The following is an 11,857-nucleotide window of genomic DNA, read 5'->3' as shown; positions in this document are numbered from 1 at the left end:
ATCAGAGTGGACTACAGTCCGTGAACGGATTACCGCCGGTCCGCGTTCGTCGCAGCGATCCCGGGCCCCGCGTCGCCGTCGCGGGACCGCAGGGCCACCGCGGCGATGACCGCGACGATGCCCAACCCCTCCAGCAGGCCCGGGACCTGGCCCAACCCGACCAGGCCGACGACCGTCGCGGTGGCCGGGAGCAGGGCCAGGAGCACCGCGAACCGAGCCTGGCCGACGCGGCGCAGGACGAGCTGGTCGAGCACGTAGGGCACGACGCTGGACAGCACCCCCACCCCGACCGCGAGCAGCAGGACGGCGGGGTCGCCGAGGGCGTCGAGGGAACCGGGGCCGCCGAGCAACAGCACCGGCGAGAGCACGACGGCGGCCACCGCGAACCCGACGGCCATGTCGTCGAGCCCGTTCCCGGCCGTCGCGACACGCTTGCCGAGCAGGATGTAGGCGGCCCACATGCCGGCTGCGGCGAGCGCCCAGAGCACCCCCGACGGACTGCCTGACCAGCGCACATCGGCGATGAGCGCCACCCCGAGAGCAGCGAGGGCGACGGCGGCGACGTCCCGCGGGCGCCGCGACGCCACAGCCGCGACCGCCACCGGGCCGACGAACTCGACCGCGACGGCGGTACCCAGCGGCAGCCGTGCGATCGCCTCGTAGAACGCCAGGTTCATCAACGCGGTCGCCAGACCGAACGCGACGGCCCGCACCAGACGTGATCCACGCCACGCCGCCCGGCCCGGTCGGCGCCACGCCAGCAGCACCGCGGCGGCCCCGAGCAGGCGCAGCACGGCCACCGCGCTGGGCGACAGGGCGTCGAACAGACCCACGGCCAGCGCCGCGCCGACGTACATCGACACGCCGCCCACGACGAACAGCACGGGGGCGGGGATCCGCTCGCGCGTGGCCGTGCTCATGACTCCAGAACGTAACAAGCGCGCGGGAAATCTTCCGCCGCGCCACCTTGCGGTGTCACTGCAGGGCACGCATCATTCACTCGTAGTCAACGAAGGTCCCGCATTCGTCACCGCGGCTCCATCGCACCGATCACTCACCGTCAAACGTGATGGTCGTCGCGACTCGCCACGGGAACACGTGCGGGGGTGTGCAACGTCTGGGAGAGTGGACACACCGCGCGAGCGGTCGTCCAGGAACGCGGCTCCGGGCCTCCGGAGCCGAGACGGAGGGAGACCGCCATGCAGCCAGGAACCCTGACCCGACCCGAGTTGACCCTTGCCGACCGCTGCGACCGATGCGGCGCGGCTGCGAAGGTCCGTGCCGTTCTGTCGTCCGGTGGTGAGCTGCTCTTCTGCGGGCACCACGGGCGTGCGCACGCGGACAAGCTTCGCGAACTCGACGCGAGCGTCCAGACCGGCAGCTGAGCGGAGCCGGCCCGGACGCCGGCACACCACCCACAACAGTCGACACGACGGGGCGGGGACCACACGGTCCCCGCCCCGTCGCCGTCCGCACCCCCACCCTGACTCCCCCACCCCGCGAGTTTGCCGCCCACGCCCGGCGAGTTTGCCGACGTGGCCCGGCGAGTTTGCTGCTGTGGCCCGGCGAGTTTGCCGACGTGGCCCGGCCAGTTTGCCGACGTGGCCCGGCGAGTTTGCCGACGTGGCCCGGCGAGTTCGCCGCGCCCGCCGACGGCCGGCTGCACGTCCAGCCGGCGGCAGGACCGCGACCGCGCCGCATCGGCCAGCTCGCCGTACGTGGACGGGACTCGCCGAGCGACAGCGGCAAACTCGCCGGGTGTGGGCGGCAAACTCGCCGGGTGTGGGCGGCAAACTCGCCGAGCGACAGCGGCAAACTCGCCGGGCGGCGGGGGCGGACCCGCGGGGTCAGCGCCAGCTGCGGAGGGTCGCGATGCGCTCCTCCAGCTGCTCCATGTTGGCCATCGCCGTGGGCGGGCCGCCGCAGCTCGTCCGCAGCTCGTTGTGGATCTTCCCGTGCGGCTTGTTCGTGCGGTGGTGGTGCAGCGCGACGAGGGTGTTGAGCTCCTTGCGCAGGGCCGCGATCCGTTCGCGCACCGACTGCTGGGGCCGCTCGACGGGGGCCGGCGGGGGCACCACGGCAGGGGCCTTCCGCCCGGACCGCGTCAGCCACTCCGTCTGGCGCTGGCTGAGCAGTGTGCGGACCTGGTCGGGCTCCAGCAGCCCGGGCAGGCCGAGGTAGTCCTCCTCGTCGGCGGAGAACGAGGTGCCCTCGTAGATGAGCTGGTCGAGCTCGGCGTTGGCACCCAGCGCGGTGAACGACGGCTCGTCCTCCCCCGGCTCGTCCTCCTGCCGGTTGGCGGCCGCGAGCTCCTCGTCGTTCCACTGCTCCTCGGCGCGGTGCGGCTTGCCGAGCACGTGGTCGCGCTGGGCCTCCAGCTCGCTCGCCAGCCCGAGCAGGACCGGCACGCTGGGGACGAACACCGACGCCGTCTCCCCCGGCCTCCGCGACCGCACGAAGCGGCCGATCGCCTGGGCGAAGAACAGCGGGGTGGACGCGCTCGTGGCGTAGACGCCGACGGCCAACCGCGGCACGTCGACGCCCTCGGAGACCATGCGCACCGCGACCATCCACCGGTCGGTCGACGCGCTGAACCGGGCGATCCGCTCGGAGGACCCCGCCTCGTCGGAGAGCACCAGCACCGGCGCGGAACCCGTCACTTCGGTGAGGATCGCCGCGTACGCGCGGGCGGTGGTCTGGTCGGTGGCGATGACGAGCCCGCCCGCGTCGGGCATGCCGCCCGCGCGGTGCCCGGACAGCCGCCGGTCGGCCGCCGCGAGCACGGCCGGGATCCACTCGCCGCCCGGGTCGAGCGCCGTGCGCCAGGCCCGCGCGGTCTGCTCGGCCGTCAGCGGCTCGCCGAGACGGGCGGTGATCTCCTCGCCCGCGCTCGTGCGCCAGCTGGAGACGCCCGAGTACGCCAGGAACACCACCGGCCGCACCACGCCGTCGGCGAGGGCCTCCGCGTAGCCGTAGGCGTGGTCCGAGCGGCTGCGCAGGGCCCCGTCGGCGTCGGGCAGGTAGTCGATGAACGGGATCGGGTTGTCGTCGCTGCGGAACGGCGTCCCGGTGAGCGTGAGGCGGCGTGTGGCGGGGTCGAACGCCTCCTTGACCGCGTCGCCCCAGGACCGCGCGTCACCCGCGTGGTGGACCTCGTCGAGGACGACGAGGGTGCGCCGGTTCTCCGTGCGCATCCGGTGCAGCACCGGATGCGCCGCGACCCCCGCGTAGGTGACGGCGATGCCGGTGTAGTCCGAGGACGTGCCGCCCATCGAGTTGCGGAAGTCGGGGTCGAGTGCGATCCCGACGGCCGCGGCGGCCTGGGCCCACTGGTACTTCAGGTGCTCGGTGGGCGCGACGACCGTGAGGTGGGTGACCGTCTTGTCGGCCAGCAGCTCCGCGGCCACACGCAGCGCGAACGCCGTCTTCCCGGCGCCGGGGGTGGCGACCGCGAGGAAGTCCTGCGGGCCCGCGGCGAGGTAGCGGCTCAGCGCCTTGCGCTGCCACGCCCGCATGGGGCGGGAGGCCGGGGCGATCTGCGCCGGATCGAGCTGCTGGGCCGCGATCTGGTGGGCCTGGGACACACGACTCCCTGACGTCAACGGCTGCTGGGGGGGGACCGCGCTGCGTTGTCGCGGACGAGACCGGGACCAGGGTAACGGGGCGGTATCGCCCGGCGCGCCGAGACCCGTGGTGCCCGGCGCGGGGGCCACCGGTGGTCCATCCTGGGCCCACCATGAGCGATGCGCCGACCAGCAACGACCCTGCCCCGAGCGTCCGGAGGGTGATCGGCCGGACGCTCGGCAACGCCTGGGACCAGGACATCTTCTCCCACTCGGCCCAGGCCGCGTTCTGGCAGGCGCTGTCGCTGCCGCCGCTGCTGCTGGCCCTGCTCGGCTCGCTCGGGTACGTGGGCGAGTGGTTCGGGACCGACACCGTCGGGGTCGTGGAGGAGGCCATCGTCACGTTCGCGCGGCAGGCGTTCACCCCCGACGTCGTCGACGAGATCATCGCGCCGACCGCGTCGAGCATCCTGACGATCGGGCGCGCCGACGTGGTGTCGGTCGGCTTCGTCATCGCGCTGTGGGCGGGGTCGTCGGCCATCGCCTCGCTCGTGGACTCCATCACCGAGGCCCACGGGCAGAAGCTCGTGCGCCACCCCGTCTGGCAACGGATCTTCTCGCTGCTGGTCTACCTGCTCGCGCTGGTCGTGGCCGTGTTCGGGCTGCCGGTCATCGTCCTGGGCCCCGACCTGCTCCCCCAGGTGCTCCCGCTGTCCTGGCAGGGCCCCGCGACGTCGCTGATCGGGGCGTTCTACTACCCCGGCGCCGCACTGCTCACCGTGCTGGTGCTGACGGCGATGTACCGGCTCGCGCTGCCGCACACTCTGCCCTGGCTGCGGCTGCTGCCCGGCGCGCTGCTCGCGATGGTCGTGTTCATCGCCAGCACCACCGGCCTGCGCGTCTACATCGCCGTCCTGACCACCACCGGCTACACCTACGGCGCGCTCGCCACCCCGATCGCATTCCTGCTGTTCGGCTTCCTGCTGGGCCTGTCGATCGTGCTCGGCGCGCACCTCAACAACGCGGTCGAGGAGGCCTGGCCCGCCCGCCCCGAGCCGGCGCCGCGGCGGATGGACCGGCTGCGCGCGATGGCGACCCAGCCGGGAATGCCCGCCGCACCCTCCGATTTGCCTGCGACCGGCCCCGCCACCCATGCTGCGGAGACCGTCGCACCCGCCACCGACGCCGCGAAGGAGCCCCGATGACCGTGGAGCAGGACCCCGCCGACGCCGACGTCGCGACCGGCCTCGACATGCTGCTCTCCGACGGGGCGCTGGGCCCGCTGCGGCGCATGCTGCCCGCCGCGGCCGGTCTGCGGATGGCCGCCTCGCTCGCCGTGAAGCCGGTGACGCTCGCGCGCCGCGGAGCCGGCCTCGCCGCCGAGCTGGCGAAGATCGGGGTCGGCGCCTCCGAGGTCGCCCCGAACCCCAGGGACAAGCGGTACTCCGACCCGGCGTGGACCGAGAACCCGGTGCTGCGCCGGCTCGTGCAGGCCCACATCGCCGCCGGCGGGGCGGCCACCGACCTCGTCGAGGACGCCGACCTGGACTGGGCCGACCACGAGCGCGTCCAGTTCGCCGTCGGCAACGTCGTCGACGCACTCGCCCCCAGCAACAGCCTGGTCAACCCGGCGCTGTGGCAGGCCGCGAAGGAGACGCGCGGCGCGAGCATCGTCAGCGGGGTGAAGCATCTCGTCGCCGACCTCTCGACGGCTCCCCGCGTGCCGTCGATGGTGGAGCCCGACGCGTTCACCGTCGGCGAGGACCTCGCCTGCACCCCCGGTGCGGTCGTGCTGCGCACGCCGGTCTTCGAGCTGATCCAGTACCTGCCGCAGACCGGGACGGTCCGCGAGATCCCGCTGCTGCTCGTCCCGCCGACGATCAACAAGTACTACGTCGCCGACCTCGCGCCGGACCGCAGCATCGTCGAGAACCTGGTGCGCAGCGGCCAGCAGGTGTTCCTGATGTCCTGGCGCAACCCCGACGCCGAGCACGCGGCGTGGGACCTCGACACCTACGGCGCCGCCATCCTCGACGCCATGACGGCCTGCGAGCGGATCAGCCGGCAGTCCAGCACGGCGCTGATGGCGTTCTGCTCCGGCGGCATGATCACCTCGATGCTGCTGGGCCACCTCGCGGCCACGGGCGCGCAGGAGCGGGTGGCGTCGGTGACGTTCGCGGTCACCGTCCTCGACCAGGCCAAGGCCGGCACGACCGGTGCCCTGCTCGACCCGGAGACCGCGCGCCAGGCCGTGGAGACGTCGCAGAAGAAGGGCTACCTCGACGGCCGCACGCTGGCCGAGGTGTTCGCCTGGCTGCGCCCCAACGACCTCATCTGGAACTACTGGGTCAACAACTACCTGCGCGGTAAGGCGCCGAAGCCGTTCGACATCCTGTTCTGGAACGCCGACACCACGCGCATGACGGCCGGGCTGCACCGCGACTTCATCGACATCGCCGTGTCGAACGCGCTGATCACCCCCGGCGGCACGACGATGCTGGGCACGCCGGTGGACCTGTCGAAGGTCGACCGCGACGCCTACGTCATCGCCGGGATCGCCGATCACCTCTGCGCCTGGCAGTCCTGCTTCCGCACCACCCGGCTCCTCGGCGGCGAGAGCCGGTTCGTCCTCTCCACCAGCGGCCACATCGCCTCGCTGGTCAACCCGCCGGGCAACCCGAAGGCGAGCTTCCGGGTCGCGCCCGCGGAGTCGCGCACGCCCACGCCGACCACCGCCGACGCGTGGCTGGCCGTCGCGGAGACCGTCAAGGGCTCCTGGTGGCCCGACCACGCCGAGTGGCTCGGTAAGCGCAGCGGCGCCGACGTCGACGCGCCCGCCGAGCTGGGCGGGAGGGGGCTGCACGCCCTCGTCCCCGCCCCCGGCGACTACGTTCGGGTGCGATGAACACCGCGATGACCGACGAGATCCTTGAACTCGACGTCCGGGGGCGCCGCCTGCGCGTGGCCGTGCGCCGCGCCACCGGGGCCGCCTCCCGCACTCCGCTGCTGCTGATGAACGGCATCGGCGCGAGCCTGGAGCTGCTCCAGCCCTTCGTCGACGAGCTGCCTCCCGAGCTGGAGGTCATCCGGTTCGACGTACCCGGCATCGGCGGCTCCCCGATGCCCCTGCTGCCGTACCACATGTCGACGTTCGCGCCGCTGGTCGGATCGCTCACCAAGCGCCTCGGGTACTCCCAGGTCGACGTCATGGGCTTCTCGTGGGGCGGCGGGCTCGCCCAACAGTTCGCGGCGGTGAACCGGCGCCGGTGCCGCAAGCTCGTGCTCGCCGCGACGGGCACCGGCTCGCTGATGGTGCCGGCCCGGCCGAACGTGCTGGCCAAGATGCTCACTCCGCGCCGCCACCGCGACCCCGAGTACGCGCGCACCATCGCCGGCGAGATCTACGGCGGCACCATGCGCACGCACCCCGAGAAGGCGTCGGAGGTGCTGCACACCTACACCCGCAAGGGCCCCAAGCGCGGCTACTACTACCAGCTCCTCGCCGGGGCCGGCTGGAGCAGCCTGCCGGGCCTGCCCCTGATCCGGCAGCCCACGCTGATCGTCGCGGGCGACGACGACCCGATCATCCCGCTGGTCAACGCCCGGATCATGCACAAGGGCATCCCGAACTCCCGGCTGCACGTCTACTCGGGCGGGCACCTCGCGCTGCTCACCGAGGCGAAGGACCTCGCCCCGGTGATCGACTCGTTCCTGGCGGAGTAGCCGCTCAGGCCGCGACGCTGCGGTCGTCGCCCTCGGGGACGGCCACGGCGAGGCGGTACGACGACGCGCGGGTGGAGCCGAGGGTGACCAGCTCCAGCACCTCCAGGTCGGCGTCGGCCAGCACGTGGCGGAAGTCGTCCTCGTAGGTGACGGTGCCGAAGTCGATCGAGGTGACGTGCCGGACCAGCGGCTTGAGCTTCTCCCGCAGCGGCGAGCGCCGGTGGTGGAAGGTCTGGGTGAAGAACAGCTGCCCGTCGGGCTCCAGGAGCCCCGCGACGTGACGCAGCGCGGCCACCGGGTCGGGCAGCAGCATCAGGCTGGCGCTGAAGTAGGCGGCGTCGTACGGCCCGCCGCGGTGGTCGTAGACCGACTCCAGCAGCGGCGTGACCTGGCCGGCCAGCCCGGCCTTCGCCATCTCCTCGACACAACGACGCAGGTAGTCGCGGTCGATGTCGAGGCCGGTGACGTGCAGGTCCTTCTCGCGGACGCGGTCGCCGCCGCGGGCGAGCGCGGTGCCGGTGCCGATGCCGACGTCGAGGACCCGGGCACCGTCGGGAAGCCGGTCGAACACGGCGCGGTACCAGCCGGCCGTCAGACCCGTGATCGCGCGGTCGTACACCCAGCCGCGGACGGCACCTCGTGTGGGCATCGCGGGCTCAGGCGTCCCCGCCGGGGCGGAGTCCCTCGAAGATCTTCTTGCAGTCCGGGCACACCGGGGAGCCGGGCTTGGGCGAGCGCGTGACGGGGAACGTCTCCCCGCACAGCGCCTGCACCATGTTGCCCAGGACCGCGCTCTCCGCGATCCGGTTCTTCTTCACGTAGTGGAACATCTTGGGCTCGTCGGTGCCCGTGCTGTCGGTGCCCTCGGGCCGCGTCTCGACGTCGGGCAGAACCTGGGTCGCCATGTCGTCCATGATGCCCCACGTGTCCCGTTCCGTCTTCTCGCCGGTCCCCTCCCCCGAGGTGCGTCACACGCTCGCGTCGGGCGGTGCCGTCGTCGCCCTGGAGAGCACGATCCTCGCCCACGGGCTGCCGGCCCCGCAGAACCGCGCCGCCGCCGACGAGCTGGAGGCCGCCGTCCGGGCCAACGGGGCGGTCCCGGCGACCGTCGCGGTGCTCGACGGCGTGCCGCGCGTCGGCCTGTCGGCGGCCGAGCTCGACCGCGTGTGCGGCGGCGGCCTCGACAAGCTCTCGGTCCGCGACCTCGGCGTCGCCGTGGGGCTCGGGCGCGACGGGGCGACCACCGTCGCCGCCACCGCCGCACTCGCCGCCGCGGCCGGGGTGGCCCTGTTCGCCACGGGCGGCCTCGGCGGGGTGCACCGCGGGGCCCGGGAGTCCTGGGACGTCTCCGCCGACCTCGCCGCCCTCGCCCGCACCGGCGTGCTCGTCGTGTGCTCGGGGGTGAAGTCCATCCTCGACGTCGCCGCCACGCTGGAGGTGCTGGAGACCGAGTCGGTACCGGTGCTGGGCTACGGCACCGACGCCTTCCCCGGCTTCTACCGGCGCGACTCGGGCCATCCGGTGCCGTGGCGCGTCGACTCGCCGGAGCAGGCCGCCGCGGTGTGGCGCGCGCACCGCGAGCTGTCGCCCGGTGTCGGCGCGGTGCTGGCGCAGCCCGTCGCCGTCGGCGACGAGCTCGACGCGGCCCTGCACGACCGCCTCCTCGCCGAGGGCCTCGCGCTGCTCGCCGATCGCGGGATCACCGGCAAGGACGTCACCCCGGCCCTGCTGGAGCACTTCCACGCCGGCAGCGACGGTGCGAGCCTGCGCACCAACCTCGCACTCGTGCGGGCCAACGCGGAACTGGCGGCGCGGGTGGCCGTCGCACTCACGTGAGGGTGGTGGTGGTCGGCGACCTCGCCGTCGACGTCCTGGTCACCCCGTCGGCCCCCGCCGTGCCCGGCGCGGACGTCCCGGCCCGGATCCGGACAGTCGGGGGTGGGGCCGGCGCGAACACCGCGGCCTGGCTCGCCCACCTCGGCGCGGAGGTCACGCTGGTCGCCCGGGTCGGCGACGACGCCGCCGGACGCGGGGCCGCGGCCGAGCTGCCGGGCGTCGAGCTGGCCCTGACCGTCGACCCGGACGAGCCGACGGCCACCGTGGTGGTGCTCCTCGACGGCGACCGCACGATGCTGTCCGACCGCGGCGCCGCGGCCCACCTGTCCCCCGCCGACCTGCCCCCGCTCGACGGGGCCGACCACCTGCACCTGTCCGGCTACGTCCTGCTCGACCCGTCGTCGCGGGCCGCCGGGCTGGCCGCGCTCGCCGCCGCCCGCGCCGCCGGCCTGAGCACCTCGGTCGACCCGCAGTCCGCACCCGCCCTCACCCCGGAGTTCGCGGACGGGGTGCGCGGGGTGGACCTGCTGCTCCCCAACGCCGACGAACTCGCCGCCCTCGGACACGTGCCTGGCGTCGGCGCGGTGGCCGCCACCGACGGTGCGCGCGGGGCCACCTGGACCGACGCGCAGGGCACGTGGAACGTGCCCTCCCCCGTCGTCGAGGTGCGCGACCCGACGGGCGCGGGCGACGCCTTCAACGCCGGCCTGCTGCACGCGTGGCTGGGCGGGGCGGCGCCGGAGGACGCGCTCCGGGCCGGTTGCGCAGCAGGAGCGGCAGCGGTGCGGACCCGCGGCGCCCGCCCGCCACGGCGGTTCGCGCGCTGAACCGGGCGCCGCGGACCGCGCGCGAGCACCCGGGGGCCGCCGTCGTACCGGGAGAGCACCGCAGCCCGGTCGAGCGTCGTTCCGGGCTGGGTCGTTCCGGGCTGGGTCGTTCCGGGCTGGGTCGTTCCGGGCTGGGTCGTTCCGGGCTGGGTCGTTCCAGGCTGGGTCGTTCCAGGAAGCCGGGGTCCTTGAGCACGTGCGCCGCCGACGTCGCCCGCACGTCGGACACCATCGCCCGGTACTCCTCGACGAACAGTCCGGGGAGGACGTCCATCCCGAGCGCGCACAGCGCGGCGGGAGTGACCGGCAACAGCGGGAGGTCCGCCGCATCGAGGGGAACCGCCCGCAGCCCGAGCACCGCAGCCGGGCCGGCGAGCACGTCGGTTCCGCCGATCACGCCGGCCAGCTCGTAGCACAGGCCCTGGTCCGGGGTCACCACGTCGCCGCTCGGGTCCGCTGCACAGGCACGGTCTGAAGAAGCAGTGTCGTTCGGAAGGACGGTCCGTACAGTCCGGACGGCCCACTGCTCGGCACGACGAACGCCACGTCGAGCGCGTCGGTGACCATGGGGCCCTCCCCGGCTGCTCCCGGGTCCGAGAGCTGCACCAGTCGGGAAGCACGGCATCACCGCGACGTTGACGGCTGTTGCGCCGATCGAGTGGTATCTGCGCAGATCTGCATGCATAAGGTGGATCCGTGTCCCGTCGCCGCACCTCCCCCTCCTCCCCCGCCGGATGCACCGTGACCGTCTGCCGCGGGTGCTGCTGCGGAACCGACCGCAAGCACCCCGGCGTCGACCACGCCGGCCAGGTCGCGGCGCTCGTCGACGGTGTCGGTGGGGACGCTCGGGTGCGCGTCACCGACTGCCTCGACGCGTGCGAGCGGTCCAACGTCGTGGTCGTCGGGCCGTCCCCGGCCGGCCGGGCCGCGGGAGCCCGGCCGGTCTGGCTGGCCAACGTGCTGCACCCGGAGACCGTGGAAGAGGTCGTGGAGTGGGTGCGCGCGGGCGGTCCCGGCGTCGACGACCCGCCCGGCCTGCTCGACCTCTGCGCGTTCACGCCCTCGCGCCGCGCCCGGGCCGAGGCGGGAGAGATCTAGAGAACTACCGTTCGGAAGCATTCCGATGCCGGCACGGCCCCACCGCCCGACGTCGACGAGATCGCGGCGTCCGTCCGCGCCGACTCCGCCGGCCCGAACCGCGTCCGGCTGTGGGAGGCGGTCCACGGCCTGGAGCACCGGTGGCTGGTGCCGACCGGAACGGCCGAGGACCCGCGCCCCTCGTGAGCGTCGTCGGGGAGCAGCGGTTCCTGCTCGCGTTCACCGGGCGACACCACGTGGCGGCGTTCGCCGCGGCCCGCGACGGGGCCGGGACGGCGACGGCCACCGCCGTCATGACGATCACTCCCGCCGACCTCACGGGCCTCGCCGCCACGCCGGCCGCCGGGGGCCTCGCGGGCGTCCTGTTCGACCAGGGGGTGCACGACCTCGTCGCGCCGATCTCGGGCCTGCAGTCGATGTGGACGCGGTTCGGTGAGGCCGCCTGACGGACCGCCCCCGGACGACTCAGCCGTCGATGACGCGGTGCTCGCGGTCCTCGATCTGCGGGCGGTCGGCCTGGAAGCGGTTGACGTCCTCACGCTTCTTCGGCAGCCGGTCGTTGGCGATCAGCACGGCCATCCACGGCAGCGGGATCGAGATGACGAGCAGGGTGACCGCGAGCCACGGAACGGAGTAGAAGACGGCCGCGAGGATCATCAGCGGGATCCGCATCCCCATCATGATCTTGTAGCGGTGCTTGCGGGCGGCGAGCTCCTCCTCGTAGGACATCGCCGCGTCCGTGATCAGGACCGGGTTCGCCGCATGCTGCGGGTCGGCCACCGTGACTCCTTCACTTACCTCACCGGCGGC

At 73.7% G+C, this 11,857-nt stretch carries 13 protein-coding genes; 8 read left to right on the top strand and 5 right to left on the bottom strand.

What is annotated here, in order from left to right:
• Window positions 1–29 precede the first annotated feature (29 nt).
• A complete protein-coding gene (locus I4I81_RS04890) occupies window positions 30–920 on the bottom strand; it encodes an EamA family transporter (RefSeq protein ID WP_218604620.1) in 891 nt (296 codons plus the stop codon).
• Window positions 921–1,199: 279 nt separating this feature from the next.
• Between I4I81_RS04890 and I4I81_RS04885 the strand changes: the two genes are divergently transcribed.
• On the top strand, window positions 1,200–1,385 hold the full coding sequence (locus tag I4I81_RS04885; RefSeq protein ID WP_218604619.1) for a DUF7455 domain-containing protein: 186 nt from the start codon (window positions 1,200–1,202) through the stop codon (window positions 1,383–1,385).
• A 462-nt stretch (window positions 1,386–1,847) separates the two neighbouring features.
• On the opposite strand, the gene I4I81_RS04880 is transcribed toward I4I81_RS04885, so the two are convergent.
• On the bottom strand, window positions 1,848–3,515 hold the full coding sequence (locus I4I81_RS04880; protein ID WP_218616520.1) for a DEAD/DEAH box helicase: 1,668 nt from the start codon (window positions 3,513–3,515) through the stop codon (window positions 1,848–1,850).
• A gap of 269 nt (window positions 3,516–3,784) precedes the next feature.
• Between I4I81_RS04880 and I4I81_RS04875 the strand changes: the two genes are divergently transcribed.
• The 3 genes from I4I81_RS04875 to phaZ are packed head-to-tail and all read left to right on the top strand — an operon-like array spanning window position 3,785 to window position 7,286.
• Window positions 3,785–4,768, top strand: a complete 984-nt coding sequence (locus I4I81_RS04875) for a YihY/virulence factor BrkB family protein (RefSeq protein ID WP_226363751.1) — start codon at window positions 3,785–3,787, stop codon at window positions 4,766–4,768.
• On the top strand, window positions 4,765–6,468 hold the full coding sequence (locus I4I81_RS04870) for a PHA/PHB synthase family protein (protein WP_218605053.1): 1,704 nt from the start codon (window positions 4,765–4,767) through the stop codon (window positions 6,466–6,468). The genes I4I81_RS04875 and I4I81_RS04870 overlap by 4 nt, the downstream gene beginning before the upstream one ends.
• Window positions 6,465–7,286 carry a poly(3-hydroxyalkanoate) depolymerase gene (phaZ, locus tag I4I81_RS04865; protein WP_218605052.1) on the top strand — a complete coding sequence of 274 codons (822 nt, stop codon included), beginning with the start codon at window positions 6,465–6,467 and terminating at the stop codon, window positions 7,284–7,286. Before I4I81_RS04870 ends, phaZ begins: the two co-directional genes overlap by 4 nt.
• Window positions 7,287–7,290: 4 nt before the next feature.
• Here phaZ and I4I81_RS04860 read toward each other — a convergent pair whose 3' ends face one another.
• A complete protein-coding gene (locus I4I81_RS04860) occupies window positions 7,291–7,935 on the bottom strand; it encodes a class I SAM-dependent methyltransferase (RefSeq protein WP_218605051.1) in 645 nt (214 codons plus the stop codon).
• A 7-nt stretch (window positions 7,936–7,942) separates the two neighbouring features.
• Window positions 7,943–8,191 carry a DUF3039 domain-containing protein gene (locus I4I81_RS04855; protein WP_218605050.1) on the bottom strand — a complete coding sequence of 83 codons (249 nt, stop codon included), beginning with the start codon at window positions 8,189–8,191 and terminating at the stop codon, window positions 7,943–7,945.
• A 10-nt stretch (window positions 8,192–8,201) separates the two neighbouring features.
• On the opposite strand from I4I81_RS04855, the gene I4I81_RS04850 reads away from it, so the two are divergent.
• The 4 genes from I4I81_RS04850 to I4I81_RS04835 all read left to right on the top strand — a co-directional run bounded on the left by I4I81_RS04850 (window position 8,202) and on the right by I4I81_RS04835 (window position 11,493).
• A complete protein-coding gene (locus I4I81_RS04850; RefSeq protein ID WP_225925009.1) occupies window positions 8,202–9,122 on the top strand; it encodes a pseudouridine-5'-phosphate glycosidase in 921 nt (306 codons plus the stop codon).
• Window positions 9,119–9,949 (top strand): carbohydrate kinase family protein, encoded by an 831-nt coding sequence (locus tag I4I81_RS04845; protein WP_218615842.1) that lies wholly within the window; start codon window positions 9,119–9,121, stop codon window positions 9,947–9,949. The genes I4I81_RS04850 and I4I81_RS04845 overlap by 4 nt, the downstream gene beginning before the upstream one ends.
• Before the next feature lie 696 nt (window positions 9,950–10,645).
• Window positions 10,646–11,047 (top strand): hypothetical protein, encoded by a 402-nt coding sequence (locus I4I81_RS04840; protein WP_225924485.1) that lies wholly within the window; start codon window positions 10,646–10,648, stop codon window positions 11,045–11,047.
• Window positions 11,048–11,229: 182 nt separating this feature from the next.
• Window positions 11,230–11,493 carry a hypothetical protein gene (locus tag I4I81_RS04835; RefSeq protein ID WP_218602578.1) on the top strand — a complete coding sequence of 88 codons (264 nt, stop codon included), beginning with the start codon at window positions 11,230–11,232 and terminating at the stop codon, window positions 11,491–11,493.
• Window positions 11,494–11,512: 19 nt separating this feature from the next.
• Here the strand turns inward: I4I81_RS04835 and I4I81_RS04830 are convergent, their stop codons facing one another.
• Entirely contained in the window at window positions 11,513–11,827 is a 315-nt protein-coding gene (locus I4I81_RS04830; RefSeq protein WP_218602579.1) for a DUF3099 domain-containing protein, read from the bottom strand.
• Between the last annotated feature and the right edge of the window lie 30 nt (window positions 11,828–11,857).

Source organism: Pseudonocardia abyssalis, from assembly GCF_019263705.2.
Lineage (GTDB): Bacteria > Actinomycetota > Actinomycetes > Mycobacteriales > Pseudonocardiaceae > Pseudonocardia > Pseudonocardia abyssalis.
This window is presented reverse-complemented; position numbering and strand designations above follow the sequence as displayed.